Here is a 25,715-nt window from a genome sequence, read left to right as displayed (position 1 = left end):
CCGCCGGCAAGTAGTATTGCATGATGCACTTCCTTGTGCGGTTCAAACCCGCCTGCTTGTAGGGCTTTTAAGTTCCCTCAAAATTCCAAGCCATTTCAATAAACCACACCTGTTCACTATCAAAATTTACGGGGCGCGCCGGATGAAACTCAATATTGCTCGCAGCCTTGCCATCTTCGCGGCCGTCGTCACCGCGGGATTGATTACTTCGATCGGCATACAGAACTACGCCTTCAACAAGCTGCGGGTGAACGGCGAAATGTATAAGCAGATCGTCTACGGCAAGGATCTCGTCGCCGATATCCTGCCGCCGCCTCTCTACATCGTCGAAACCTACATGCTTGCACTTGAGGCGGTGCAGCGTCCTGAAGTCGCGCCGAAGAATATCGAGCGCATCCAGACTGTCCTGAAGCCCGCCTATGAGGATCGCCGCAAATATTGGTCGGAAACGGCCCTCAGCGCCGATCTCAAGGAAAAACTCCTGAACGACGTCCTCGTCAAAGGCGACGTCTTCTGGAAGGTGCTGGCGGAAGAACTCGCCCCGGCCATTCTCAGGAACGACGCAGCCGTCATCCCGGCGGCCTTCGAGAAGCTTTCAACGAATTTCCATGTTCATGAAGAGGCCGTCAATAAGCTCGTGGACATGGCGAACGCCTTCCTTGCTGCTGCCGAAAGGGATGCTGCCGAACAAACCCGCATCCTCTCCACGATCACGCTTGCGGCAGCCGCTGTGTCCTTTTGCCTGTTGCTCGGCGGCCTCTATGCCTTCCGCCGACGCGCGATCGTGCCGCTCTCGGCGATGCGCGACTATATGGCGATCCTTGCCGGTGGCGATTATTCGAAGGAAGTGCCCTTCAGCCGCCGCGCCGATGAGATCGGCGAGATGGCTCGCGCCGTCGCCGTCTTCCGTCAATCTGCCGAAGAGCGAAACAATATCCGCGAGCGCCAAGATGCCGAACGCCAGGTGCAGACACAGCGTGATGCGGCGCTTGCCGCGACCAAGGCAGAAGAAGAAGCCGCCCGCGAGCGCGTCATTGCAAGCCTGAGCCGCGGTCTGGAGCGCCTTTCGGGCGGCGACCTCACTGTCCAGCTCAGCGAACCCTTCGAAGCTGCCTACGAAAAGCTGCGCCAGGAGTTCAACTCGAGCATCCGCACGCTTTCCAGCGCAATGAAGGAAATCTCGGCCGTCACGAATACGGTAAGGACCGGCTCGAGCGAAATCGCCTCGAGCACGGATGATCTGGCCCGGCGAACGGAACATCAGGCTGCCTCACTGGAGCAGGCAGCCTCCGCGCTCGACCAGATCACCGTCACCGTCAAGAACTCATCGGAACGGGCCAATGAAGCGAACGCGATGATGACGGCCACCAAGGAAAGCGCCAGCTACTCGGCAACCGTCGTGCACGAGGCGGTGGCCGCGATGGAGAAGATCGAGACATCATCCGCGCAGATCGGCGAGATCATCAACGTCATCGACGAAATCGCCTTCCAGACCAACCTCCTCGCGCTCAATGCCGGTGTGGAGGCCGCCCGTGCAGGTGAGGCCGGAAAAGGCTTTGCCGTCGTTGCGCAGGAAGTGCGCGACCTTGCCGGTCGCTCCGCCAATCTGGCGAAAGAAATCAAACAGTTGATCGAGACGTCTTCCAGACAGGTTTCAGCAGGCGTTGGCCTCGTCAACCGCACAGGCGAAGCGCTCAGCACTATCGATCAGCAGGTTCTGAATGTCACTGCGCTGATCGAGGGGATCGTGCGTTCTTCCTCCGAACAAACCACCGCGCTCCTGGAAGTCAACGCCGCCGTCAACACCATGGACAGCGTCACGCAGCAGAACGCGGCGATGGTCGAGCAAACCAGCGCCGCCTGCCGAGAACTCGGCGACGAGGCAGTGCACCTCAACCACCTGCTGTCGCGTTTCCGTCTCGACGATACGGGCAACTCCCTGACCAGGGGATATCCGACCCACAAACGGATGGCGCTTGCCGGTTGACGGCCGGCACTTTCTTCAGGTTTCAGGCCGCCTTGGCGATCACGTCGAAGGCCAGCAACTTTTCGAGTAGCCGCGGCATATCCTTCAGGTGAACCATGTTCGGCCCGTCGGACGGCGCATTGTCAGGGTCTTCGTGCGTTTCGATGAAGACGCCGGCGACGCCAACGGCAACGGCTGCCCGTGCCAGCGTCTCCACGAATTCGCGCTGGCCGCCGCTTGAGCCGCCCTGCCCGCCTGGTTGCTGCACCGAATGCGTGGCGTCAAAGATCACGGGAGCGCCCATCGCCGCCATGATCGGCAGCGAACGCATGTCCGAAACCAGCGTGTTGTAGCCGAAGGAGGCGCCACGCTCGCACAGCAGGATATTGGGGTTGCCGGTCGAGTTCAGCTTGTTGAGGACATTCTTCATGTCCCAAGGAGCAAGGAACTGGCCCTTCTTGACGTTGATGGTGCAGCCGGTCTTGGCGGCTGCGACCAGCAGGTCGGTCTGGCGGCTGAGGAAGGCCGGGATCTGCAGGATATCGACGACGGTCGCCACCTCGGCGCACTGCTGCTCGGTGTGGATGTCAGTCAGAACCGGAAAGCCGTATTCCTTCTTGAGGTCAGCAAAGACCGCAAGCGCCGTTTCGAGGCCGATCCCACGCTGGGCCGACAGCGAGGTTCGGTTCGCCTTGTCAAAGGAGGACTTGTAGACGAGGCCGAGACCAAGCTTGTCGCAGAGTTCCTTTAGCACGCCCGCGACCATGAAGGCATGGTCGCGGCTCTCCATCTGGCAGGGCCCAGCAATCAGCGACAGCTTGCCGGCATTGGAAAAGGTGACACGGCCGGCGCCTTCGCCAACCACGACTTCGGACTTTGTCTGGCTCATCTTTTCTCCTCAAAGGCGAAGAGCGCGCCCTGCCCGGCAGCCGCCTTCACCAGAATTCGATTGTTCTTGCGCGTGTAGGTCATCCCGTTAGCAGCCAAATGCGCTTCTGTCACGGCGAGATCGCCAACTTTGAAGACGATCGCGATGCCGCGCAAGCCGCGATCGGTGGACGCTGCAGGAAGGTCGAAATAGGCATACAATCCATCGGGGGATAGAACGCTGATCCTGGCATTCGGAGCGGCGACGCTCACGCCGAAAGCGTCGTTGACGATCCCCGGGCCGTGCGCCGCTGCGCGTACGAATGACCCGAACGCCTTCGGATCTGGCGAAACCAGAGCGATCTCTGCGATCCCTTGGACGCCGTTCGCGTGCACTTGCAGCGCTTTTCGATCGGCTGGCAGCGGATTGACGCGTTGGCACGTGAAAAAGAAGAAATCCGGAGCCCGCAGATCCACCGCGAAAGCGAGCTTGAACGCGGCTGTGGCCTCCGAGCCATCTGGCATCTTCATCGGTCGCTCGAACTGCAGCATCTCGCCACCATTGATCCGTTCGGAAAGGAACCGGGCGTGATCGCGATCGGCATCTGCGGTCGCGAAGACCACGGCAGAGAATCCATCATCCCCGCATCGAAACCGAAAGGCACGGTCACGCGCGGTGAAGACATTCCCTTTCTTCGCCGACGCCTCGTGCAGTTCCGCGTTGGCGACCCCCAGGGGCTCTAGGTAAGTTTCGTCGGAGAAGAATATGCAGGCGTTCTCTGTTCCAAACGGATGCCGGGCATCAGGCGCGACGGTGAACCCAAGTTTTCCGAGACGTTCGCGCGCGAGTCCAATATTGGAGACCGGCAGCACGATGTGGTCCAGCGGATGCGCTTCGCTCATAGCAAACTCTCCGGAATTTGCGAAGATGTGCGCCGGGTAGCAGGACAATGCAACCCCCTTCGGCGCTTTCAGTCAAATGATCTGAGAAAACTGAACAAGTTGCGGGGAAGTTTTACGAAAATTTAGGCACTTGCGGAACACATATGGAACATATAGTGTCTGTTCTGGCTTTGTTTCACGACTCTGGGGCTCAACTGCGATGCTGACGCGCAAACAACAGGAACTTCTCCTCTTCATTCACGAGCGAATGAAGGAGTCCGGTGTCCCCCCTTCTTTCGATGAAATGAAAGATGCCTTGGACCTCGCGTCGAAGTCAGGCATTCACCGGCTGATTACAGCGCTCGAAGAACGTGGCTTCATTCGCCGACTGCCGAATCGGGCCCGCGCCCTGGAGGTCATCAAGCTTCCAGAGGCATATAACCCGAGCTTGCAACCCCGCCGCGGCTTTTCGCCGAGCGTCATCGAAGGCAGCCTCGGCAAACCACAGCCCGTTGCGCCGCCGAAGCCGGCAGCACATGCCGACAACGGCAACTCCGCCTCTGTACCGGTTATGGGAAGGATCGCCGCCGGCGTACCGATTTCGGCAATCCAGAACAATACTCACGACATCACCGTTCCGGCCGACATGCTTGGCCCGGGCGAGCACTATGCGCTTGAGGTCAAGGGCGACTCGATGATCGAAGCCGGCATTTTCGATGGCGACACGGTGATCATTCGCAATGGCAGCACCGCAAATCCCGGCGACATCGTTGTCGCACTCGTCGATGACGAAGAAGCGACCCTCAAGCGCTTCCGCCGGAAGGGCGCCTCCATTGCACTCGAGGCCGCGAACCCGGCTTATGAAACGCGTATTTTTGGACCCGACCGCGTCAAGGTTCAGGGCAAGCTCGTCGGTCTCATTCGTCGTTATCATTGACCGCAGGGGCTCACCGTCAAACGTGCCGCTTCGCCAGTTGTATGCCCGATGCCGCATCCAGGGGCGGTCAAAGCGTGTTAATAGGCGGTCACACTTTGGTGTTGCCTGTTCGTCTTTCCATATGTCGGTGGCGCCAGAGCCGCGACGCAGGGTTTCTCCGGTGAATAGCAGTGCGCTCGACGTGCGCAAAGCACGCGGAGGCTTGTGAGCAGATTGAGCCCGGAGCAAGGAACGCTCTGCCACGCGAGCAAGCCCATCCACGCCGGGGGCGGCCTCCCTCACAAATGGCTTCAACCCCGGCATGCATCTGCGCCAAAAACAGCCGCCCCTGCAACCACAATGCAAGCTCTTCAGGCTTCAGGCAACAATAATCGATTGAAATCCGAAGCAAAATCGGAAGCCAGAAAAGCCAAGGATAATCATTAGCTTCTGCTATGCGCAGGGCTCATCGCAGCAGTGCCCAAAAGTTGATACTGCGATGCACAAAATGGCATCACGGGAACTTGGCATTAGGCGCGCGATCATATAGCTATCGTCGACGACGCTTAACCCTATGGCGCTTTTATGGCGCCAACCGCCAGTTTGGAGGATCAGAATGACGGAACAAAGCGCAACACTGAAAATCGGTGATAAGTCAGTCGATCTCGCCGTCAAGAGCGGCACGATCGGCCCTGACGTCATTGATATCGGCGCCCTGTACAAGCACACGGCTTCCTTCACGTACGATCCTGGTTTTACCTCGACCGCATCCTGTGAATCGAAAATCACCTACATCGATGGTGATGCCGGTGTATTGCTACATCGCGGTTATCCGATCGAGCAACTTGCCGAGCATGGCGACTTCCTCGAGGTCTGCTACCTGCTCCTCTACGGCGAACTGCCGACCGCTGCCCAGAAGAAGGATTTCGACTATCGCGTCACGCATCACACGATGGTGCATGAGCAGATGAGCCGGTTCTTCACGGGCTTCCGCCGCGACGCGCATCCGATGGCGGTCATGTGCGGCTGCGTCGGTGCATTGTCGGCCTTCTACCACGACTCCACCGATATCACGGATCCGCATCAGCGCATGGTCGCAAGCCTGCGCATGATCGCCAAGATGCCAACGCTTGCGGCCATGGCCTACAAGTATCACGTCGGCCAGCCCTTCGTTTACCCGAAGAACGATCTCGACTACGCCTCGAACTTCCTGCGCATGTGCTTTGCTGTTCCGTGCGAAGAATATGTCGTCAATCCGGTGCTGTCCCGCGCCATGGACCGCATCTTCATTCTGCACGCCGACCACGAGCAGAATGCGTCGACCTCGACGGTCCGCCTCGCCGGCTCATCGGGCGCAAACCCGTTCGCCTGCATCGCCGCCGGCATTGCCTGCCTCTGGGGCCCGGCTCACGGTGGCGCCAATGAAGCAGCGCTGAACATGCTGACCGAGATCGGCACCGTCGACCGTATTCCGGAATACATAGCCCGCGCCAAGGACAAGAACGATCCGTTCCGTCTCATGGGCTTCGGTCATCGCGTCTACAAGAACTACGATCCGCGCGCCAAGATCATGCAGAAGACGACGCACGAGGTTCTCGGCGAACTCGGCGTCAAGGACGACCCTTTGCTCGAGGTCGCAATGGAACTGGAGCGTATCGCTCTCACTGATGAATACTTCATCGAAAAGAAGCTCTATCCGAATATCGACTTCTACTCCGGCATCACGCTCAAGGCTCTGGGCTTCCCCACGACCATGTTCACCGTGCTGTTTGCTCTGGCCCGCACGGTCGGCTGGATTGCACAGTGGAACGAGATGATCGAAGATCCGGAGCAGCGTATCGGCCGTCCGCGCCAGCTCTACATCGGCGAGCCGCAGCGCGATTACCTGCCGGTCTCCAAGCGCTAAACCGCGACAGCAGACAGCAGAAAGCCCGGTCAGAATGGACTGACCCCCGAAAGTTGGACACCAACCTTCGGAGGTCAGTTCAAGAAATGGCCGGGCTTTTTCTTTTGCAGGACGTCGAGAACAATCTCAGCCGCGTGCTCTCCGGGCGGCTTTTCGGTCTGCATCCTCTGCCAGAGGGCATCAAACCCCTCCATCATCGCCCGTCGCGGCAAGCTATCTGCCGAAAGCTTCTCCATCCAGCGGGCAAAGCTGCCGCCTCGGACGACTTCATTGATATATTCGGGCACGACGGTGTAGTCCGTGATCAGGTTCGGGAGGGCCGCGCTCCACGTCTTGATCTTGCTGGTCATGAGCTTGATGATCCAGTCGGTCTTGTAGGCCGAAATGCAGGGAACACCGGTCAGCGCAAGCTCCAGCACGACAGTCCCGGACGCGGCCATGGCCGCATCCGCTTCAGCGAATGCCTGCCACTTCGCCTCCACCCCCGTCAGGATCTCCGGCTTGGTCGTCCAATCCTTGACGAGATCACGGATCATGGATTCGCGTCGTGGCATGGTCGGCAAAACGAAGCGCACGTCGCCGTTGCGCGCCACCAGCTCGCTCACGGCATCGCCAAAATGCGGCAGCAGCTTCATGATCTCGGACGAACGCGAACCGGGCAGCAACATCACCGTCTTGCGGTCGGTTTCATTTCGCGGTTTCGTCTGCGCCCGCTGGCGCCGTGCATCCAGGAGGTTCGGATCGGCGGTCAAACGGTGACCAACATAAATTGTCGGCGGACCACCCAGCTTGCGCATCACTTCCGGCTCGAAGGGCAAGACTGCCAGCACCTGGTCGACGTATGAGAGCATGTGCTGCGCGCGGTATTCCTTCCACGCCCATACGCTTGGACAGACATAATTGACGACGGGCAGTTCGGGCAGCGCCGCGCGCACGCGCTTGGCGACCCTATGGGTGAAATCGGGACTGTCGACGATAACAAGTACATCCGGTTTTGCCGCGATGATCGCCGCCGCCGTCTCTCGAATGCGTCGAACCAGCCGTGGCAGGTTCGAAAGCACTTGCGTGATGCCCATGACCGATAGTTCGGAGAAATCGAAAAGCGAGCGCAGGCCCTGCGCGTCCAGCCCCTCGCCGCCAACGCCGATCAGCTCGACGCGACCTTGATATTGCCGCTTTAGCGCCGCGACCAGATCCGCGCCCAGAAGATCGCCCGATACCTCTCCAACGACGATAGCAACTTTTAGCGAAGCCTCGCTCACGCTAACCCCCAGGATCGCAATCCCCTATCCAGTCCGCAGACGAAGATACCAGCCTCGTCCGCGGCCTTGATGACAGCGTCACGCTCCAGGATCAGCGAGCGGCCCGCTTCAACGGCCACGCCGGCCAATCCCGCCTGGCGCAGGTTCTCGATCGTCGAAATTCCGATCGATGGAAGGTCGGCGCGGATATCCTGCTGAGGCTTGCAGAGTTTCACGAGCACTCCGCGCCGGCGCGCGGAAATTCGCCCGGCCGACCGCAGGTTAGCGACACGCTCCAGCATGCTGTCCGTGCCTTCCACTCCTTCGAGCGCAACGATGCGACCGCCGACTGAAACCGACCCCTGACCAACGTCCAGCCTACCGAGCGCATCCGCCGCTTCGGCTGCACGTATTATGTCCTTCGTATCGTCGGCGCTTGGCTGCAAGGCGCCCAATGGACCGACCGATGCAAGCAGATCCGGTGCGATCTCGTGCGCGCCGACGACCCGGCGTCCATTCTCTTCAATCAAGGTGATAACCATGCGCAGTACCGTATCGTCGCCGCCAGCGAGCAGCGTACGGATTGTCGACGGCAATTTCACCAGAGTCTTCAGCGTCGGCCGGACTTCCCGCCACTCCGGACGCCGGCGCACAGCCCCGGACATGACGACGCGGTCTATGCCGTTGCTTGCAAAGATGCGATTGAGAGCAGCAAAATCGCCGACGCCGATCACTGCATGGTCAAAGCCTTCCCAAGAACGGTCGGCCTCGTCCTTCAGCGCAACAATGAAGGGATTCTCACCTGCTTGCCGCGCCGCGGTGGCGACATGAGACGGCAGAAGGCCACTGCCCGCGATGATTGCCAAGCGGCCTTTTGCCATGTCACCAGCGAGAGCCAAGCATCACCCTTTCTGTCCCCTCGTCGGAGAGGAAAGAGCGCGATCGCTTTCGGCGGCAATGAAATCGAGAATCTGCATGACCTGTTCGCAATCGGCATACTCATCCCTGATCGCGGCGGCATTGTCACGGATCGAACCGTCGCCTTCGAAGATCGCCTTGTAGGCCCGCCGCACGGCATGAATCGTCGCCCGGTCAACACCGGCGCGGGTCATCCCAACGACGTTCAGGCCGCTCAGAAGACCTGGATTGCCATTGAGCATGCCATAGGGAATGACATCATAGCTGACAGCCGAGAGCCCACCAACAAAGGCCTGCCGGCCGACACGCGTGAACTGATGCACGGCACAGCCGCCACCGAGAATGACACGATCCTCGATCGTCACGTGGCCCGCGAGCATCACATTGTTGGACATGATGACGTTGTTTCCGACCCGGCAATCATGGGCGACATGAGAGTTCGCCAGGAAGAGATTGTTGTTGCCGACAATCGTCTGACCACCGAAATCGGCGGTACCCGTGTTTACCGTCACGCCTTCGCGGAAAGTGCAGTTGTCGCCAACCGTCAAGGTCGTCTCTTCGCCGCCATGATGAACGCTCTGCGGATCGCCGCCGATGACGGCCATCGGGAAAATGCGGCATCCCTTGCCGATCGTCGTCTGGCCGGACACAACCGCGTGCGTCAGCAGTTCCACGTTATCGCCCAGCACGACCTTCGGGCCCACATGGCAAAAAGGGCCGATCTTGACATTCTCGCCGATCACGGCGCCATCTTCGACGACGGCCATAGCGTGAATGCTGGCAGTGGCTGCTATAGTGCTCATGCCTGATCCTTGCGAACGATCATCGCCCCGATATCGGCTTCAGCGACGAGCGCTCCATCAACCTTAGCATCGCAATGGAACTTCCAGATATTACCGCGCTGTTTCTGTTTCTTCACGTGATATTCGACGCGATCACCGGGAACGACCGGCTTGCGGAAGCGCGCATTGTCGATCGTCATGAAGTAGACCAGGTTGCCGGTCTCACCTTCCTTCTTGGCGCAGATCGCGCCGGCCGTCTGAGCCATGCCCTCGATGAGCAGGACACCCGGCATGATCGGCGACTCCGGAAAGTGACCGGTGAAGTGCGGTTCGTTTGCCGTCACATTCTTGATGCCGATCGCCGAATCGTCGCCATCGATCTCGATAATCCGGTCCACGAGCAGGAACGGATAACGATGCGGCAGCAGCTTCATGATCTCGTTGATATCCGCCGAAGAGAGCGAAGTCTTGGCTTCCTCAGTCATTCTTTTCTCCCATTTTCTTGCTGCCCGTTGATCGCGCCAAGATCGCTGCCGTCTCTCGCAGAAAATCGTTGATGGGACGCGCGGGCACGCCACCGTAGCGTTCGCCGGCAGGTATGTCTCCGATCACGCCGCTCTTTGCGGCGATCTGCACTCCGTCACCGATCTTGATATGCCCGTTCAGTCCAGCCTGCCCGCCGACCTGCACGCCATCGCCGAGCACCGTGCTGCCGGCAATGCCGACCTGGGAAACGATGGCGCAATGGCGTCCGATGCGCACGTTGTGGCCGATCTGCACCTGATTGTCGATCTTTGTGCCTTCGCCGACGACCGTATCATCCATCGTCCCGCGATCGATCGTGGTGTTGGCGCCGATCTCGACATGATCCTGGATGATGACCCGGCCGACCTGCACGATCTTGATCATCCCGCGCGGGCCTGGGGCGTAACCGAAGCCATCTTGGCCGATCCGCGCACCGTTGTGAATGATGACGCCATTGCCGACGAGTGCGCACAGCACACTCGCACCAGCCGCGATCGTGCAATTGCGGCCAATCTTGACGTTTGGCCCAATGATGGCGCCCGCCCCGATGTGTGTGCCCTCACCGATTTCAGCATGCGCACCAATGACCGCGAATGGCTCGACCGAAACCTTGCCCTCGAGCCGGACGGTCGGATCAACGATTGCACGATCGGAGATACCGGAAGCTTCGGACAACAGTGCTTCAGGGCGCAGCGCCTTCGGATAGAGGTAGCCCCCAGCCATGGCAAAGGCCGCATGAGCATTCTTCGAAATCAGAACAGGCAGATGATCCGGCACCAGCAATCGCAAGCCGACACTGCAAAGGACGGCAGACGCCGCGCACGTCGCGAGCTCGTCCTTGCTCTTCTTCGACATGATGTAACAGAGGTCACCCGCCTTCGCCCGACTTACGGGCGAAACGGAGCGGATCACGACATCTGCATCTTTGGGATCAGCAAGCTCTGCCCCAAGATACTGCGCCAACTCCACGAGTTTCACGCCATCATGGGGCAGAAAAAAGCCATTTTGCTCCATCGGCAAATCTCCAGAACGGAATTCGATTTTACGGTTCCGGACTGCCGATATCAGAATTGGTTGTTTATGCCAAACTTGAAGTGCTGAGTTTTGTCGAAGTCTTCCTTGAGGACCGGAATAGCGTAGTCGACGCGCAGCGTACCGAATGGCGACGCCCACATAAGACCAACACCGACAGAAGCACGCAGCGATGCGTCATCGCCGTTCACACTATCACCACGCGGATCGACATCATTGCCAAACAGCGTACCTGCATCGGCAAACACGGCGCCGCGCAAGCCGAAGTCACGCGGGACCGCAGGGAGTGGGAAGGTCGCTTCAGCCGACACCGTAAAATAGGTCGTTCCACCGAGCGGGTCGTCGTTTGCCCCGGCAATGCGTGGGCCGATGCCCTTGTTCTCGAAGCCGCGAATATCACCGTTGGTCAGCGTGAACTGGTCAAAGACGTTCAGATTCTTGTTAAAGCCGATGACATAACCCGCCGAACCCGAAACCGATCCGATGATATCAGCATCGTCCGCAAGCAGGTGGAAATACCGCGCCTTACCGTAGATCTTGTAGAATTCCGAGTCGCCACCAAGGCCAGCGATTTCATGCGTGGCGCTTGCATAGATACCTTCGCGAGGCAGCGTCATGTCATCGAGCGTGTTATAGGTCAGCGTCTGCGAAACGGACGACTTCACCCACGGACTGTTTTCAACGAGGTTCTGGTATGGCGCAGACAGATTGCTCAGCGAGCCCGAGGGATCATACTTCATCTGCTTGTAGTTGTAGCGGAACGTCGTCGCCAGATCTTCCGTGATCGGCGCCGTCGCGCGCAATACGCCACTGTTTTCCTCGTAGTCGTAATTGTCGTTGCTCGACGTCTCACTGTGGTTAAGATCGAAACCAACAGCCAGGCGGTAGCCCAAGAAGTAGGGCTCCGTGAAGTTCAAGCCATAGGTCTGAGAGCCCTCTTGACCACCACCGGCGCTAATCTTGATGTACTGACCGCGGCCCAGGAAGTTCTTTTCCTCGACAGATGCCTCGAGCAGCAGACCGTCGCCGCCGGCAGCATAGCCTGCGCCGATACCGAACGAGCCGGTCGCCTGGTCCTGCACGTCAACGACGACAACAACGCGATCCGGCGAACTGCCAGGCTGCGTCGAGATGTTGACGGACGAGAAATAGCCGAGAGCCTCGAGACGGCGCTTGGCCCTGGTGATCATCTGCTGATTGAAGGCGTCGCCTTCGCTCATGTCGAACTCGCGACGAATGACAAAGTCACGCGTACGGCTGTTGCCGCGGATTTCGATGCGTTCTACGTAGGCGCGCTCGCCCTGATCAACGAGGTATTCGACGCCGATCGTATTGTTGGTCAGGTCACGATTGCCGCGCGGCGTCACGCGCGCAAACGGATACCCGGCGGAGGCAACCTGATCGGAGATCGCTTCCATCGACTTCTGGACTTGCTTGGCGCTATAGACCTGACCTTCGTGCGTGAGGACGATACCCTGAAGCTGCGTAGCATCAATACCGGGAACAGTCGACTGCACGGTCACGGCACCGAAATTATAGCGCGGACCCTCTTCGATGTTGAAGGTCAGCGTGTACTTGTTCGTTGCCTCGTCGAAAGCCGCATCCGATGAAATGATACGGAAGTCGGCATAGCCGCGATTGTAGTAGAACTGACGCAGTGTTTCTTCGTCGGCATGAAGCTTGTCTTCGCTGTAGACGTCCTTGCGGGTCAGGAACGACAGAAAGTTCGAGCGCTTCGTCGCGATAACCGACGAGAGACGACCCGAACTATAGGCGTTGTTGCCAACGAAATTAATGGCAGCAATCTTGGTGCGATCACCTTCGTCGACGACGAAGGCCAGATTGACGCGTCCCTCACCGAGCGGCACGACCTGCGTGGTCACCTGCACTTCGCTGCGGCCGGTCGCGGCGTACGCGTCCTTGATTGCCTGAATGTCGGACTGGATCTGCGCTTCGTTATATGGTCCGGCCGCGTGCGTTTTCACGACAGCAGCGAGCTTGTCGTCCTTGATCTTGCGGTTGCCGTTGAAGACGACCTGGTTGACCAGCTGCGCTTCCTCAACGGAAACAACCAGCGTGCTACCGGAGACAGAGATCTTGACGTCGGAAAAATAGCCGGTGTCGTAAAGCTGCTTCACCGAGTCATCGATGTCTGTGTTGGAGAAGCTCCTGCCAGGCACGATCGTCAGGTTCGAGCGTACGGCTTCGGCGCCGACACGGCTTGCGCCGCGTACATCAACACGCTGAATGACTGCAGCTTCTGCCGTCGTTGCCGAGACGAAAACCGTTGCACCTGCCCCCGAAGCAACAATACCTGCAGACAGCGCAACCGCCGATACTGCGTTCAAAAATCTTGAACCAGCCTTCATTTCACCCATTACCTTTTTTCTCGTCCCCGGCCCAGGCGTCCCCCGATTCCGGTCACGTGTGTCGTTTTACCCGCTTTTGACATACAAGCAAGGGAGCAAGTTAATTTCTGTTTACTTCATTTCCAAGCGTGACGCATTCGCCACTACAGCTTTGAAACATCGTAAATAAACGGTAATTTTCCCTCGTCCGGCAATCAGCCTATCAAAGCACTTATATCGTTCCAGGTGGCAAAAACCATCAAGCTCAAAACCATCGCCAAGCCAATGCGGAACGCAATGTCCTGGGCAGACGATCCCAACGGTTTTCCCCTCACCGCCTCAATCGCATAGAACATCAAATGACCACCATCAAGTACCGGAACCGGCATCAAGTTCAGTAATCCGATAGAAACCGACAAGACAGCAGCGAGCTGCAGCAAAGCTGCAACGCCTAGTGTCGCCATCTGGCCGGAAGCCTGCGCCACGCGGATCGGTCCACCGAGCTGGTCGGGCTTCATGTAACCGGAGATAAGATTGCCGATATACTTGAAGGTGCCGGTTACGATGTGCCAGGTCTGGATCGTTCCTTCCTTGACCGCCGCCAGCGGCGAATAGGTCTGCACCCGGAAGTGGCCGACCTCCTGGTTCGTGACGATACCGATAAGGCCGATCTCGATCTTGTTGCCGAACTGATCGGTCATGTCGGTTCGAGCCGGTACCATCGGCACATCCAACTTCTCGCCGTTGCGCTCGATCGTCACGATGATTCTTTGCTCGGGCCGAATGCTGACGTAGCGCCGGACGTCGTCGAAAGTCTCGACCTTCGTGCCATCGATAGCGATCAGAAGGTCACCCGGCACCACGCCCGCCTCGGCAGCCACGCTGCCCTGCTTGACCTCCGCGACAACGGGATCCGCGACCGATCGGCCGTAGATCGAGAAAAGAACCGCAAAAATCGCAATCGCCAGGACGAAATTGGCAATCGGGCCGGCGGCAACCGTTGCGGCACGCTTCCACAGCTTCGCGCCGGCGAACGAACGCGCACGATCCTCTTCCGACATCGCTGCGAGCTTGTCATCATCGGGCTTGCTCGACGCATCCTCATCGCCGAAAAAGCGGACGTAGCCGCCAAGCGGTATCAGTGAAAGCTTCCAGCGGGTTCCGTGCTTGTCGGTGAAGCCGACCAATTCCGGGCCAAAGCCGATCGAGAACGCCAATATCCGGATGCCGCTCCAGCGCCCGACAAGATAGTGCCCCATCTCGTGCACGAAGACGAGCAACGACAAGACGAGGACGAAGGGCACGATATAGCCCGTCAGCAACGCCAATATACCGGTCAAGCCAAGCATCTGATCTTTCCGCCAGCCTTTGCAGACATTATACGCCGAACAGGGCTGCACCGAGCGACGTCATTTCGCCGCCCTTTATCAGCGAAAAAAGCCCAGCTAGCAAGAACGCTGCAAAGCAGGCAAAAATGAGCCCGTCGACCCGATCCATGACGCCACCATGCCCAGGAATGAGACGGCTCGAATCCTTGACGCCGAAGCGCCGCTTGATGAAAGATTCGAAGAGATCGCCGGCCTGGCTACATATCGACAGGACGAACGCGATCGGCGCCACAAACACGACGCTTTGCGGAAACGCAAAATAAGTCACCAGACTGCCGGCAATCACTGCGGAGACGGCTCCGCCAATGGCACCGGACCATGTCTTTCCCGGAGATATCTTCGGCGCCAGTTTCGGGCCCCCGATGGCGCGGCCGACAAAATAGGCAAGAATGTCGGTTGCCCACACGACTGCAAAGACGAAGAGCATCGCAACGAGCCCGACGCTGTCGGCGCCGCGTATACTCGACAGCGCAATGCCGGTAAGACCGGCGTACATCATACCCGTGGGAAACCAGCGTGACGATGTTTTCGACACAAGCACGAAGCCAACAGCAACCAGGAAGAACAGCGATAACAGAAGCAGCGAATAGCTAAATGTGCCAGCCACGACGGCCACGGCGATTGCCACCTGCCCCAGCCAACCGATCGCGTTGGCGACCGGTTGCTCGGTCGCAAGCCTCGTGATTGTCGACCATTCATAATAAATCAGCAGTCCGATCAATGCGGACAAAAGGCTAAAGGCGACACCACCATACCAGGTGGCGAGCAGAACGATGACGGCAAGAATCACTCCGGAGAGAATGCGTAACTTCAGCTCCTGCTGCATCAAGTACCTACTGCCGCAGCCGTTTGGGCTACCAATCCACCGAAACGACGGTCGCGCGACGCGAAGGTCTCCAACGCTGAATGGAAGATCTCCCGGCTGAAATCGGGCCAATATTCAGGAACGAAAATGAACTCCGAGTAAGCGGCCTGCCAGAGCAGGAAGTTGGAAAGGCGCTCCTCACCACTCGTACGGATGATCAGATCGGGATCCGGGATGCCCGCCGTATCGAGCCGCGCATTGATGAGCGCGGGTGAAATGTCCTGCGCCCTCAGCCGTCCTGCCTCGACGTCACGCGCAAGACTTGCCATTGCACGAGCGATCTCGTCGCGCGAACCATAGTTGAAGGCGATAACGAGGGTCAGTGCGGTGTTCGACTTCGTCCTCTCTTCTGCGTCCACCAGAAGATCGAGGATATCGCTCTTGAGGCTGAGCCGGTCGCCGATCACCTTCACGCGCACGTTCTGGCGATGAAGCTCCGCCAAGTCGCGACGAATGAAGGCCTTCAGCAAGCCAAGCAGATCGGAAACCTCGGTTTCCGGACGGCGCCAATTCTCCGAGGAAAAGGCGAAGAGGGTGAGATACTTGATCCCTGCGTCACCCGCAGCGCGCACGGTCTCGCGCACCGCGTCAACGCCCTTTCGATGACCCATCGTCCGCGGAAGTCCGCGCTGCTTTGCCCATCGGCCATTGCCATCCATGATGATGGCGACGTGTTCTGGCACAGTCAAAAATGTTCGTTCCGACATTTCCCGTCCGGTTCTTGCAGCAATGGCGCAGCCGCAGCGCGCCCTAAACCTGCATGATTTCCTTTTCCTTCTCGCCAAGCAAGCGGTCGACTTCAGAAATCGTCTCGTCTGTCATCTTCTGCACACGATCTGATTGCGCCCGGCTTTCATCCTGGCCAATCACACCGTCTTTTTCGGCCTTCTTAAGGCCGTCCATACCGTCGCGGCGCACATGGCGAATTGCAACCTTGCTCTTCTCGGCATAGTCGTGGGCGACTTTCACCAGCGATTTGCGGCGTTCCTCATTGAGTTCCGGCAGCGGAATGCGCAGGTTCTGGCCGTCGATGATCGGATTGAGACCGAGATTCGACTCGCGGATGGCGCGGTCGGTCGCGTTGACCATCGATTTATCCCAGACCGAAACCGACAGCATGCGCGGCTCCGGCACGGTAATGTTGGCCACCTGGTTCAGCGGCACACGCGAACCATATGCCTCGACCATGACGGGGTCGAGAATGTTGGCCGAGGCGCGGCCCGTGCGCAACGATGCGATATCGTGCTTGAACGCGGAAATCGCGCCATCCATGCGGCGCTTGAGTTCCTTGATGTCGATGCCTTCACTCATGTCATTGCTCCCGTCTTGGTAGAAGCTGCGGCAAAACCAGCCGTCCACTCGATCAGTTGTCAGAAACGACGGTCTTGAGGCCGCCGCCCTTGAGGATTTCAGCAAAACCACCCTTCTCGTGGATCGAGAAGACGATGATCGGAATTGAATTCTCCCGTGCCAGCGCCACGGCCGCGACGTCCATGACGGCCAGCCCCTTGTCGAGGACTTCCCTGTGCGTCAGATGGTCGAAACGAGTCGCTTCGGGATCCTTCTTCGGGTCTGCCGAATAAATACCATCGACCTGCGTTCCCTTGAAGATCGCTTCCGCACCCATTTCGGCAGCGCGCAGCGCGGCCGCCGAGTCCGTCGTGAAGAACGGGTTTCCGGTACCGCCTGCGAAGATCACGACGCGGCCGAGCGACAGATGATAGAGCGTCGCGCGCTGTGAGAAACTCTCGCAGATCTCGGGCATCGCAATCGCCGACAGTACGACGGTATCGATGTTGAGCTTGCGCAGCGAGGTTGCCAGCGCCAGCGCGTTGATCACGGTCGCAAGCATACCCATGTGGTCGCCGGTGACACGATCGCCGCCCTTGGAGGCAACTGCAACGCCGCGGAAGATGTTGCCGCCGCCGACGACAACGCCGACTTCCACGCCCATCTGCCGCGCTTCGGCTATGTCAGCCGCAATGCGGTCTGCGACCGCTACATCAATTCCAAATCCCTGGCTGCCCATGAGGGCTTCGCCGGAAGCCTTGAGTAGAACGCGTTTGTAGACAGGCTCTGACGACATCGTGGCTCCTCGTATATCACCGCTGAGGCCCGGATACACGAAGGGCACCGCGTTGTCACGCGATGCCCTTCGGTTTTCACATTTATAGGTTTATCAGCCCTTGGCGACGGCGGCGACTTCGGCAGCGAAGTCGGACTCTTCCTTCTCGACGCCTTCGCCGAGCAGCAGTCGTGCCATGCCGGTAACTTCGATCGGCGCGCCGGCTTCCTTTTCAGCTTCCTTGATCGCAGCGCCGACCGTCAGGTCGGGATTGATCACGAAGGCCTGCGACAGAAGAGCGACTTCTTCGAAGAACTTGCGCATACGGCCGTCGACCATCTTTTCGATGATGGCTTCCGGCTTGCCGGATTCGCGGGCCTGTTCAATGAAAACGTTGCGTTCGCGCTCGGCAACGGCGGCGTCGACTTCTTCGGCACGGATGGCCAGCGGATTGGTCGCAGCGATGTGCATGGCGACCTGGCGGCCGATCGACGTCAGAACGGCCTTGTCGCCATTCGACTTCAGCGCAACCAGAACGCCGAGCTTGCCGATGCCGTCGCCGGCAGCGTTGTGGATGTAGGTCGCAACGACGCCGTGCTCGACTTCCAGCTTGGCGGCACGACGCAGCGTCATGTTCTCGCCGATGGTCGCGATCGCGTCCTTGATGGTGTCAGCGACCGGCTTGCCGGATGCCGGGTAGGTTGCAGCCGAAATGGCCTCAACCGTGCCGTCGGTCGAAAGAGCAACGTTGGCGATGCCGCGAACGAGATCCTGGAAGGCGTCGTTGCGGGCAACGAAGTCGGTTTCGGAGTTGAGTTCTACGACGACGGCCTTGTGGCCGGCACCGGCAATGGCGATCAGGCCTTCAGCAGCGGTACGGCCCGACTTCTTGTCGGCCTTGGAGATGCCCTTGGCGCGCAGCCAGTCGATTGCGGCTTCGATATCGCCGTTGTTTTCGAGCAGCGCCTTCTTGCAGTCCATCATGCCTGCGCCGGACTTTTCGCGCAGTTCCTTTACCAGTGCAGCCGTAATCTCGGTCATAAGCTTCCTCTTGTCGGTTCAAACGGTGGCCCGCAAAAGGCGGTGCGGCACCGGATTGAGGCACGAAATGTACCTGTATGTATGACAGCGTGATGAAAGACGCGTCATAACGAAACTCGTATGGCGACGGGCTGACCGCCCCCGCCTGAAACGGTCAAGGCCGCCGAACTTCTAAAAGTCGCGAGCGGCCTTTCCCAATCTCTGGAAAGCATGGCGGGCAGTTCAGCCCACCTGCTTCTTTTATCAGGCGCCGGTTTCGTCGAGCGCCGGCTCAGCCGGAGCTTCGATCGATGCGCCGAGGTCGCGGCCCGACGAGCTCTGCTGACGAGCGATACCGTCGATGGCAGCACGGGCGATCAGGTCGCAGTAAAGAGCGATGGCGCGCGAAGCGTCGTCGTTGCCCGGGATCGGATAGTCGATCAGATCCGGATCGCAGTTCGAGTCAATGATTGCGACAACCGGGATGCCGAGGCGCTTGGCTTCGTCGATCGCGATCTTTTCCTTGTTGGTGTCGATGATGAACATCAGGTCCGGCGTGCCGCCCATGTCCTTGATACCACCGAGAGCCTTGTCGAGCTTTTCGCGCTCGCGCTCGAGGGTCAGGCGCTCCTTCTTGGAGTAGCCGGACTGCTCGGAGCCAAGGATTTCGTCGAGCTTGCGCAGACGCTGGATCGAGTTGGAGATCGTCTTCCAGTTGGTCATCATGCCGCCGAGCCAACGCGAGTTGACGTAGTACTGAGCGGAACGCTTGGCCGAGTCAGCGATGAGCTCGGAAGCCTGGCGCTTGGTGCCGACGAAAAGAACGCGGCCGCCACGAGCAACGGTGTCGGAGACAACCTGCAGGGCGCGCGACAGCATCGGAACGGTCTGAGCGAGGTCGATGATGTGGATGTTGTTACGATCGCCGAAAATGTACGGCTTCATCTTCGGGTTCCAGCGGTGCGTCTGGTGGCCGAAGTGGACGCCTGCTTCGAGGAGCTGGCGCATAGAGAAATCGGGCAATGCCATGCCTTGTTATCCTTTTCCGGTTGAACCTCCGCAAGGCTAACAGCATCCTCTTCGAGAATGCCACCGGGCGGAACCATCCGGATTTCTCCCGGACAATCCCATGCCTTACGTGTGGAATGCGGGTCGCCATACCCTTCCTTATCCGGAAAATCAAGGCTTCCTGCGAAAAAAGCGACAATGGAGGCTCGTGGCTGAGTACTCGACGCCGGCTGAAGGCGGCCACAGCAGTGCGATCAATCCGACGCGCAGGGCCAGTTTGCCGGTGGCGAAAGGCCGGCAGGCAACTTCGTCTTCGCATCGCCGCAGGCAAGATCGACCTGAGCCTGCTCAAGACCCGTCGCCGCAGACAAATCAAGCCCTTCGATCCGCGTCAAAAACATGAAGGCGCGATCGAACGCTACCGGCCCCTCGAAGGTTGCCTCGCTGAGGTCGGCGCGCGACAGATTGGCGAGAGAGAACTTGGTTCCTGTGAGAACGGCTTTGGCGAAGCTCGCGCGGCCAAGCTCGGCTTTCTCGAAGTTCGCGCCGCTGAGCTTTGCGCCATTGAAATTGGAGCGCTGAAGTTCTGCGCCGGCGAACGACGCTCCCTCTGCGAAAACGTTCTCGAATCCGGATCGATAAGCCTCGATCTTCGAGAAATTCGCCTTACCGGCCTGAGCTCCCGTGAACCACGCACGCGCCAACGTTGCCTTCTCGAGATTCGCCGAGGTGAGATTGGTATCGCTGAGATTGGTCAGGCTCAGGTCCGTGCCTGCCAGGTTGGCACCCTGAAAGTCGCTTCCCTGCAACATGAGATTCTTCTTGCTGCACTCGCTCCAATCAATTCCTGCCACCGGCGTCCTGCCGCAATCCGACGCCGCGGCTGGAGTGCTCGCGAACAGCGTCAACGCAACCAAGCCAGCTGAGAGTCCGGAGAGTCCACCACTCAAATTACCATGCCGCATCGTCAAGATTCTCACTCCAATCCGACTCTTGCGCCCTCATCAGCGCGCCTTTCGAATTACTAGCATAGAGAGGGTTTACTTAGACATACCGACAATCGTCGTGGTGAGCATCCGCGACGATTATTTGCAGGCAGCGGACGTTCTATCGAGCAGTTCGAGCTTTGCAAGCCTGCCGCTGAGAACAAAGTCGCCATAGTCCATGGTCAGATCGCGCGTGATGCCGTTTTCGTAGAGCTTGAACGACATGCGATAGACTGGCAAAGCGTCGGTCTTGGTATTCTCGTTGAAATACGAGATCGTGACCGGCCAGAAGGCGGCCTTCGCGAAGGCGCCGGCATTGCCCGCATCGGCCTCATCGACCGCCGGTGCCACCTGCTTGCCGACGACGGTGGTCGTCACAAGCGCCTTGTCCCCATCATCCGAGCCGTCGAAGACGCGCGCCTCGAACAGGCGCTTGCCAGCCTTGGCGTTCTGGATCACGTCCAGCATATGTTCGGTCGGGAACCGGCTCGCGGCAAGTTGCAGCTCCTTGCTGGTCGGCTGGGTCAAGGCAACCTTCACGCCTTCAGCCTGGTCCTGCGCGGCTCCGTTGACCTCCTTGTCGAGCTGCTCGTCGGTAAAAGACTTGGTGTCGAACGTGAACCTGCGGTCCTTCAGGTTCTCGAAGGTCTTCGTCTGCTGGTCGCTGACGCGCACGGCATCGCCCGTATCGATCTGCGTCACGAAGCGGAAGTTGGTGGTGAAGCCCGTGCAGTAGTTGCCGTCGAACTCGTAAACCATGCGGCCCGACATGCCCGAAATGCCGGAGCGCTCCGAGGCGTCCTTCAATTCCAGATCATAGACCGCCCGGTGAGCGACAAGACCGGTCGCAATCGCCGCACTCGTTGCTGGCGCGGCCGCATAGACGGTCGTCGAAACGCTCGCCAGAAGAAGTGCGGCAAGACTCGATCGGAACATTGACAATCTCCTGTTGGACTCGCCTGCAATGTTATAAGAACGCTTTCGGCCAAATCGAGGCTCGAAAATGTCACAATCTAGATTCCAAGCCTTGATGCATAATTTTAGAACTATTCACAACAAAAGCGGAGAGGAAAATGTCCGATCAAATCGCTGCGCGCCTAAAAGAAATGGGGATATCTCTGCCTGAGGCTGCGGCCCCGGCCGCAAACTACGTTCCCTACGTTATCAGCGGGAACCTCCTCTATATCTCCGGGCAGCTGCCTCTGGAGGGCGGCAAGATCGCCGTCTCCGGTCATCTGGGCAAGAATGTCGACGTCGAAGCCGGCCAACGCGCTGCAGAACTCTGCGCCATCAACATCCTTTCTCAGGCACGCGCTGCTCTCGGCGGCGATCTCGGCCGCATCAAGCGCGTCATCAAGCTCAACGGCTTCGTGGCCTCTGCATCAGACTTCGTCGAACAGCACCTCGTCATCAATGGTGCCTCCAACCTGATTGCCGGCGTCCTTGGTGAGGCCGGCAAGCATGCGCGCGCCGCCGTCGGCATGGCCGCCCTGCCGATGAACGCCGCTGTCGAAATCGATGCGATCGTGGAAATTGCCTGATGACCTCAGCTGCATGGCTCAAGGAACAGCCGGTCGCTCATCGCGGCTATCATGACCTCAACAAGGCCGTGTGGGAAAACACGCTCTCGGCGTTCTCGCGTGCGGTCGAAGCAGGCTTTGCGATCGAGTGCGACCTGCATTATGCCTCAGACGGCGTGCCGATCATCTTCCACGATGAGGATCTGGAGCGCCTGTGCAATCTCAAGGGAGACGTACGCGAGCGCACGTCACGGGAACTCGGCCTCATCTCCGTCGGCGGAACAGCCGACAAGATACCGACGTTGCGGCAGCTGCTGGATCTTGTGAAGGGCCAGGTTCCCTTGGTTATCGAGCTGAAAGGCCGCGAGGCCGATGACGAGGGATTTGCGGAAGCCGTTCTCGAAGTGCTTGAAGGTTATGAGGGCAAGGTCGCCCTGATGAGCTTCGACCACTGGCTGCTTCGCGATCTAAAGGCGCTCAATGCCCCCTTTCCGCTCGGGCTGACGGCAGGGGGTAACAAACCGGAAGAGTTCGAAGCGCACGAAAAGGCCATTGAGCTCGGCCTCGACTTCATTTCCTATTTCTTCGCCGACCTGCCGAACCCGTTCATTACGGCACAACGTGAAAAGGGCATCGTGGTCATCACCTGGACCGTGCGCGATGAAAAGGGTCAAAAGCACACGTTCGAGAATGCCGACCAGATGACATTCGAGGGATTCGATCCGCGCGTTTCGGTTTGACGCTCGCTTTTTGGACAAGATCGTGCGCAGACTGGTGGTGAGCCCTATTTTCCTCCCAAACGGTCTCGCATTCGCTCCATGACAGACGAACTTTCAATCCGCATCGAGCGGTCTTTCACCGCGATTTCCCAGGAGAGCTGGTCGCGGCTTTCCGGGGCCTCCCCCAGAGGCAGCACGCTTACCTACAATCCTTTCGTGTCGCATGCTTTCCTGTCCTCGCTGGAGGAATCGGGATCAGCGACGGCGCAAACCGGCTGGATGGGCCACCATCTGCTATTGGAAACGGACAAGGGCGAGCTTATCGGCGCCCTACCCGGTTATCTGAAGAACCATAGCCAGGGCGAGTATGTTTTCGACCACGGCTGGGCCGATGCCTTCGAACGAGCGGGCGGACGCTACTATCCGAAACTGCAATGCTCCATTCCCTTTACCCCTGCGACCGGCCCACGTCTGCTTGTCGCCGAAGGTCTGCAGCGCCTGCCGATCCAGCATGCAATAGCCGAGAGCCTCAAGGAAGTCGTGCGCCGGCTCGGCGTGTCGTCTGCTCACATCACATTCGTACCCGAGGACGAGATCGGCATCTTCGAGGGCGAGGATTACCTGCACAGGACGGACCAGCAGTTTCATTTCATCAATGAAGGCTATGCCAATCACGAGGCGTTTCTTGAGACGCTGGCGTCGCGCAAGCGCAAAGCACTTCGCAGGGAACGCCGCACCGCACTCGAAAACGGCATTAGCATCGATTGGCTGACCGGCAGCGATCTGACCGAACGCATCTGGGACCAGTTCTTCGCCTTCTATATGGATACGGGCGGCCGAAAGTGGGGCCGGCCGTACCTGACGCGCAAGTTCTACTCGCTGATCGGCGAGCGTATGCCGGACAATATACTGCTCGTCATGGCAAAACGAGACGGTCGCTACATTGCCGGCGCGATCAACTTCATCGGCGGCGATACGCTCTATGGCCGCCATTGGGGATGCATCGAGGACCACCCGTACCTGCATTTCGAGGTCTGTTATCATCAGGCGATCGACTTTGCCCTGGAAAGGGGCCTCAAGCGTGTTGAAGCCGGTGCCCAGGGCGAACACAAGCTGGCACGAGGTTATCTGCCGGTGACAACCCACTCCGCGCATTATGTTGCACATGCGGGGTTGCGCCGGGCGATCGCCGACTATCTCGAGCGGGAGCGCAACGACGTCGAACAGATGAACGAAATCCTGACGGAGCACAGCCCGTTTCGAAAGGGCGAGCGCCGACAGGAGGATTGACGCTTTCGTCCCTGCCGCGCTACGCGATCACAGCAGCAAAGAGGAGATTTCGTATGACCAGCGCCACCTATGACAGCAACAATATCTTCGCCAAGATCCTGCGCGGCGAAATTCCGTCGCATCGTATCTACGAAGACAATGACACGGTTGCCTTCATGGATGTGATGCCGCAGGCACCTGGCCACGTGCTCGTCGTTCCCAAAGCGGCTTCGCGCAACATCCTCGATGCCGATCCGGCGGTTCTTGCGCAGACGATCCCGGTCGTGCAGAAGATCGCCAATGCCGTCAAGGAAGCATTCGATGCAGACGGCGTCCTCGTCTGCCAGTTCAACGAACCGGCGGCTGGCCAGACCATCTTCCACCTGCACTTCCACGTGATCCCGCGATACGAGGGCATGGCGCTGCGTCCGCATTCGGGGCAGATGGAAGACAATGCGGTGCTCGCGGCCAACGCCGAGAAGATCAAGGCAGAGCTCTGATCAAACGCCGGGCGTGGCTACGATTCCGCTGCGGCGTTGTCGTTGCGTCCTTTCAAGTTGGCGCAGGGCCGCATCGGCGAGTGCGTGGGCAACGCCGAATGCAAGCAAACCGCCAAGAACATCCGCAAGATTATGCCCGCCCTGTATCAGGATCGCGGGCATCATCACGACATTCAAGAGCAGGAACGGTAGGCCGAGTGGCCCGCACCGCAGCATGAAGCGTGCGGACATAGCCGCCATAACCGTGTGGAACGACGGAAATCCGATCAGTCCCAGCACGTTGCTTGGCGTCAAATAGGTCGCGCCGTTGCGTCCGAGCTCGACTAGCTGAGCACCGTAGTGCGGACCAGCGGCAAGGGGGACGGCCTCTGTCACCGCTGGCGACAGCCCGTAAATCGATGATGCGCCAAACGATGGAAAGAAGAACCAGCAAATGATCGCCATCAGCGCTCCGATCACGCCGGTCATCAGGAAATGATGAAGCAGCCTTGTCCGACCGCCAAGACCCAAGATCAACAGGATGACGACGAACTGCGGCAATGACGTCGCGTAGATCATCTGCAGCACAATCCCGGCGGACGGATATTGTGAGGCCCACGTCACCAAGTCCGGCCAGTGAAACCCTAACGCTGCGTCAAAGCGAGCGAGAACTGGGTCGATTGGCTGAAACCGCAGCGGCAACAGCAGATAGTTGAAGATCGAGCCTACAATCGTGAAAAGCACGAAGAGACCGGCAGCGATCGCCGTTGCACCAATCCGGTCGTTGCGGCGGACATGCCGATAGAATTGCCCAAGCCCGAGCAGGAAGGCGCCACAGGCGACGAGGCTCGCATATCCGGTAACGTCGATTCCAACGCCCTTCAATAACAACAGGCAAGCATCAAGCAGTGCGAAGGTCGCGATGATCAAAATGATAAAACGTTCGGCCGGCAGAAACGCCATTGCGAGGCTCCTTGCTGGAGCCGATATAAAGCCGGTTCATTTAAGAATCG

25 protein-coding genes are annotated in these 25,715 nt (G+C 59.0%); 7 read left to right on the top strand and 18 right to left on the bottom strand.

What is annotated here, in order from left to right; translation table 11 throughout:
• Nucleotides 1–142: 142 nt before the first annotated feature.
• A complete protein-coding gene (locus BSG20_RS15285) occupies nucleotides 143–1,987 on the top strand; it encodes a methyl-accepting chemotaxis protein (protein ID WP_072376512.1) in 1,845 nt (614 codons plus the stop codon).
• A gap of 22 nt (nucleotides 1,988–2,009) precedes the next feature.
• Here the strand turns inward: BSG20_RS15285 and kdsA are convergent, their stop codons facing one another.
• The gene (gene kdsA / locus BSG20_RS15280) at nucleotides 2,010–2,855 is read right to left on the bottom strand and encodes a 3-deoxy-8-phosphooctulonate synthase (RefSeq protein WP_072376514.1); all 846 of its coding nucleotides are present in this window, start codon (nucleotides 2,853–2,855) and stop codon (nucleotides 2,010–2,012) included.
• Complete coding sequence (locus BSG20_RS15275) at nucleotides 2,852–3,736, bottom strand: VOC family protein (protein WP_072376516.1); 885 nt, start codon at nucleotides 3,734–3,736, stop codon at nucleotides 2,852–2,854. Before BSG20_RS15275 ends, kdsA begins: the two co-directional genes overlap by 4 nt.
• Nucleotides 3,737–3,935: 199 nt before the next feature.
• Between BSG20_RS15275 and lexA the strand changes: the two genes are divergently transcribed.
• Nucleotides 3,936–4,652 carry a transcriptional repressor LexA gene (gene lexA, locus BSG20_RS15270; protein ID WP_072376518.1) on the top strand — a complete coding sequence of 239 codons (717 nt, stop codon included), beginning with the start codon at nucleotides 3,936–3,938 and terminating at the stop codon, nucleotides 4,650–4,652.
• A gap of 595 nt (nucleotides 4,653–5,247) precedes the next feature.
• The gene (gltA, locus tag BSG20_RS15265) at nucleotides 5,248–6,537 is read left to right on the top strand and encodes a citrate synthase (RefSeq protein ID WP_024316962.1); all 1,290 of its coding nucleotides are present in this window, start codon (nucleotides 5,248–5,250) and stop codon (nucleotides 6,535–6,537) included.
• Nucleotides 6,538–6,611: 74 nt separating this feature from the next.
• Here the strand turns inward: gltA and lpxB are convergent, their stop codons facing one another.
• The 15 genes from lpxB to BSG20_RS15190 all read right to left on the bottom strand — a co-directional run bounded on the left by lpxB (nucleotide 6,612) and on the right by BSG20_RS15190 (nucleotide 21,651).
• The gene (gene lpxB / locus BSG20_RS15260; protein WP_072376520.1) at nucleotides 6,612–7,799 is read right to left on the bottom strand and encodes a lipid-A-disaccharide synthase; all 1,188 of its coding nucleotides are present in this window, start codon (nucleotides 7,797–7,799) and stop codon (nucleotides 6,612–6,614) included.
• Complete coding sequence (locus BSG20_RS15255) at nucleotides 7,796–8,677, bottom strand: LpxI family protein (protein WP_072376522.1); 882 nt, start codon at nucleotides 8,675–8,677, stop codon at nucleotides 7,796–7,798. The genes lpxB and BSG20_RS15255 overlap by 4 nt, the downstream gene beginning before the upstream one ends.
• Nucleotides 8,678–8,680: 3 nt before the next feature.
• Nucleotides 8,681–9,499 (bottom strand): acyl-ACP--UDP-N-acetylglucosamine O-acyltransferase, encoded by an 819-nt coding sequence (gene lpxA, locus BSG20_RS15250; protein ID WP_072376524.1) that lies wholly within the window; start codon nucleotides 9,497–9,499, stop codon nucleotides 8,681–8,683.
• Nucleotides 9,496–9,963 (bottom strand): 3-hydroxyacyl-ACP dehydratase FabZ, encoded by a 468-nt coding sequence (gene fabZ, locus BSG20_RS15245; protein ID WP_072376527.1) that lies wholly within the window; start codon nucleotides 9,961–9,963, stop codon nucleotides 9,496–9,498. Before fabZ ends, lpxA begins: the two co-directional genes overlap by 4 nt.
• On the bottom strand, nucleotides 9,956–11,017 hold the full coding sequence (gene lpxD, locus BSG20_RS15240) for a UDP-3-O-(3-hydroxymyristoyl)glucosamine N-acyltransferase (RefSeq protein ID WP_072376529.1): 1,062 nt from the start codon (nucleotides 11,015–11,017) through the stop codon (nucleotides 9,956–9,958). The genes fabZ and lpxD overlap by 8 nt, the downstream gene beginning before the upstream one ends.
• A gap of 50 nt (nucleotides 11,018–11,067) precedes the next feature.
• Nucleotides 11,068–13,404 (bottom strand): outer membrane protein assembly factor BamA, encoded by a 2,337-nt coding sequence (bamA, locus tag BSG20_RS15235; protein WP_072376694.1) that lies wholly within the window; start codon nucleotides 13,402–13,404, stop codon nucleotides 11,068–11,070.
• A gap of 194 nt (nucleotides 13,405–13,598) precedes the next feature.
• Nucleotides 13,599–14,732 (bottom strand): RIP metalloprotease RseP, encoded by a 1,134-nt coding sequence (gene rseP, locus BSG20_RS15230; protein WP_072376531.1) that lies wholly within the window; start codon nucleotides 14,730–14,732, stop codon nucleotides 13,599–13,601.
• 28 nt (nucleotides 14,733–14,760) lie between these two features.
• Nucleotides 14,761–15,597 carry a phosphatidate cytidylyltransferase gene (locus tag BSG20_RS15225; RefSeq protein WP_072376533.1) on the bottom strand — a complete coding sequence of 279 codons (837 nt, stop codon included), beginning with the start codon at nucleotides 15,595–15,597 and terminating at the stop codon, nucleotides 14,761–14,763.
• Nucleotides 15,597–16,343 carry an isoprenyl transferase gene (locus BSG20_RS15220; protein WP_072376535.1) on the bottom strand — a complete coding sequence of 249 codons (747 nt, stop codon included), beginning with the start codon at nucleotides 16,341–16,343 and terminating at the stop codon, nucleotides 15,597–15,599. Before BSG20_RS15220 ends, BSG20_RS15225 begins: the two co-directional genes overlap by 1 nt.
• 43 nt (nucleotides 16,344–16,386) lie before the next feature.
• On the bottom strand, nucleotides 16,387–16,947 hold the full coding sequence (frr, locus tag BSG20_RS15215) for a ribosome recycling factor (RefSeq protein ID WP_024316952.1): 561 nt from the start codon (nucleotides 16,945–16,947) through the stop codon (nucleotides 16,387–16,389).
• Nucleotides 16,948–16,999: 52 nt separating this feature from the next.
• Nucleotides 17,000–17,722, bottom strand: a complete 723-nt coding sequence (gene pyrH, locus BSG20_RS15210; RefSeq protein ID WP_072376537.1) for a UMP kinase — start codon at nucleotides 17,720–17,722, stop codon at nucleotides 17,000–17,002.
• 93 nt (nucleotides 17,723–17,815) lie between these two features.
• On the bottom strand, nucleotides 17,816–18,742 hold the full coding sequence (gene tsf / locus BSG20_RS15205; RefSeq protein ID WP_037117788.1) for a translation elongation factor Ts: 927 nt from the start codon (nucleotides 18,740–18,742) through the stop codon (nucleotides 17,816–17,818).
• A 243-nt stretch (nucleotides 18,743–18,985) separates the two neighbouring features.
• Complete coding sequence (gene rpsB / locus BSG20_RS15200; RefSeq protein WP_024316949.1) at nucleotides 18,986–19,750, bottom strand: 30S ribosomal protein S2; 765 nt, start codon at nucleotides 19,748–19,750, stop codon at nucleotides 18,986–18,988.
• Nucleotides 19,751–19,983: 233 nt separating this feature from the next.
• Nucleotides 19,984–20,694: a pentapeptide repeat-containing protein gene (locus BSG20_RS15195; protein WP_177309848.1), complete on the bottom strand. Its 711-nt coding sequence runs from the start codon at nucleotides 20,692–20,694 to the stop codon at nucleotides 19,984–19,986.
• A 120-nt stretch (nucleotides 20,695–20,814) separates the two neighbouring features.
• Entirely contained in the window at nucleotides 20,815–21,651 is an 837-nt protein-coding gene (locus BSG20_RS15190; protein ID WP_072376539.1) for a cell envelope integrity EipB family protein, read from the bottom strand.
• Nucleotides 21,652–21,788: 137 nt separating this feature from the next.
• Here BSG20_RS15190 and BSG20_RS15185 point away from each other — a divergent pair, with 137 nt between their 5' ends.
• From BSG20_RS15185 to BSG20_RS15170, 4 genes are all read left to right on the top strand, one after another.
• Nucleotides 21,789–22,256, top strand: coding sequence for a RidA family protein (locus BSG20_RS15185; RefSeq protein ID WP_072376541.1), 468 nt, complete (start codon nucleotides 21,789–21,791; stop codon nucleotides 22,254–22,256).
• Nucleotides 22,256–22,975 carry a glycerophosphodiester phosphodiesterase gene (locus BSG20_RS15180; protein ID WP_072376543.1) on the top strand — a complete coding sequence of 240 codons (720 nt, stop codon included), beginning with the start codon at nucleotides 22,256–22,258 and terminating at the stop codon, nucleotides 22,973–22,975. The genes BSG20_RS15185 and BSG20_RS15180 overlap by 1 nt, the downstream gene beginning before the upstream one ends.
• 78 nt (nucleotides 22,976–23,053) lie before the next feature.
• A complete protein-coding gene (locus BSG20_RS15175) occupies nucleotides 23,054–24,244 on the top strand; it encodes a GNAT family N-acetyltransferase (protein WP_072376545.1) in 1,191 nt (396 codons plus the stop codon).
• 53 nt (nucleotides 24,245–24,297) lie between these two features.
• Nucleotides 24,298–24,723 carry an HIT family protein gene (locus BSG20_RS15170; protein ID WP_072376548.1) on the top strand — a complete coding sequence of 142 codons (426 nt, stop codon included), beginning with the start codon at nucleotides 24,298–24,300 and terminating at the stop codon, nucleotides 24,721–24,723.
• On the opposite strand, the gene BSG20_RS15165 is transcribed toward BSG20_RS15170, so the two are convergent.
• Nucleotides 24,724–25,665, bottom strand: coding sequence for a phosphatase PAP2 family protein (locus BSG20_RS15165; protein WP_072376550.1), 942 nt, complete (start codon nucleotides 25,663–25,665; stop codon nucleotides 24,724–24,726).
• Nucleotides 25,666–25,715: the final 50 nt, after the last annotated feature.

Source organism: Rhizobium tibeticum (assembly GCF_900110205.1).
GTDB lineage: Bacteria > Pseudomonadota > Alphaproteobacteria > Rhizobiales > Rhizobiaceae > Rhizobium > Rhizobium tibeticum.
This window is presented reverse-complemented; position numbering and strand designations above follow the sequence as displayed.

Bases quoted from the DNA above. Each gene is read 5' to 3' on its own strand.
- BSG20_RS15285 (WP_072376512.1), top strand. From the start codon at position 143: ATGAAACTCAATATTGCTCGCAGCCTTGCCATCTTCGCGGCCGTCGTC.
- kdsA (WP_072376514.1), bottom strand. From the start codon at position 2,855: ATGAGCCAGACAAAGTCCGAAGTCGTGGTTGGCGAAGGCGCCGGCCGT.
- BSG20_RS15275 (WP_072376516.1), bottom strand. From the start codon at position 3,736: ATGAGCGAAGCGCATCCGCTGGACCACATCGTGCTGCCGGTCTCCAAT.
- lexA (WP_072376518.1), top strand. From the start codon at position 3,936: ATGCTGACGCGCAAACAACAGGAACTTCTCCTCTTCATTCACGAGCGA.
- gltA (WP_024316962.1), top strand. From the start codon at position 5,248: ATGACGGAACAAAGCGCAACACTGAAAATCGGTGATAAGTCAGTCGAT.
- lpxA (WP_072376524.1), bottom strand. From the start codon at position 9,499: ATGAGCACTATAGCAGCCACTGCCAGCATTCACGCTATGGCCGTCGTC.
- fabZ (WP_072376527.1), bottom strand. From the start codon at position 9,963: ATGACTGAGGAAGCCAAGACTTCGCTCTCTTCGGCGGATATCAACGAG.
- lpxD (WP_072376529.1), bottom strand. From the start codon at position 11,017: ATGGAGCAAAATGGCTTTTTTCTGCCCCATGATGGCGTGAAACTCGTG.
- bamA (WP_072376694.1), bottom strand. From the start codon at position 13,404: ATGAAGGCTGGTTCAAGATTTTTGAACGCAGTATCGGCGGTTGCGCTG.
- rseP (WP_072376531.1), bottom strand. From the start codon at position 14,732: ATGCTTGGCTTGACCGGTATATTGGCGTTGCTGACGGGCTATATCGTG.
- BSG20_RS15225 (WP_072376533.1), bottom strand. From the start codon at position 15,597: ATGCAGCAGGAGCTGAAGTTACGCATTCTCTCCGGAGTGATTCTTGCC.
- BSG20_RS15220 (WP_072376535.1), bottom strand. From the start codon at position 16,343: ATGTCGGAACGAACATTTTTGACTGTGCCAGAACACGTCGCCATCATC.
- frr (WP_024316952.1), bottom strand. From the start codon at position 16,947: ATGAGTGAAGGCATCGACATCAAGGAACTCAAGCGCCGCATGGATGGC.
- pyrH (WP_072376537.1), bottom strand. From the start codon at position 17,722: ATGTCGTCAGAGCCTGTCTACAAACGCGTTCTACTCAAGGCTTCCGGC.
- tsf (WP_037117788.1), bottom strand. From the start codon at position 18,742: ATGACCGAGATTACGGCTGCACTGGTAAAGGAACTGCGCGAAAAGTCC.
- rpsB (WP_024316949.1), bottom strand. From the start codon at position 19,750: ATGGCATTGCCCGATTTCTCTATGCGCCAGCTCCTCGAAGCAGGCGTC.
- BSG20_RS15195 (WP_177309848.1), bottom strand. From the start codon at position 20,694: ATGCGGCATGGTAATTTGAGTGGTGGACTCTCCGGACTCTCAGCTGGC.
- BSG20_RS15190 (WP_072376539.1), bottom strand. From the start codon at position 21,651: ATGTTCCGATCGAGTCTTGCCGCACTTCTTCTGGCGAGCGTTTCGACG.
- BSG20_RS15185 (WP_072376541.1), top strand. From the start codon at position 21,789: ATGTCCGATCAAATCGCTGCGCGCCTAAAAGAAATGGGGATATCTCTG.
- BSG20_RS15180 (WP_072376543.1), top strand. From the start codon at position 22,256: ATGACCTCAGCTGCATGGCTCAAGGAACAGCCGGTCGCTCATCGCGGC.
- BSG20_RS15175 (WP_072376545.1), top strand. From the start codon at position 23,054: ATGACAGACGAACTTTCAATCCGCATCGAGCGGTCTTTCACCGCGATT.
- BSG20_RS15170 (WP_072376548.1), top strand. From the start codon at position 24,298: ATGACCAGCGCCACCTATGACAGCAACAATATCTTCGCCAAGATCCTG.
- BSG20_RS15165 (WP_072376550.1), bottom strand. From the start codon at position 25,665: ATGGCGTTTCTGCCGGCCGAACGTTTTATCATTTTGATCATCGCGACC.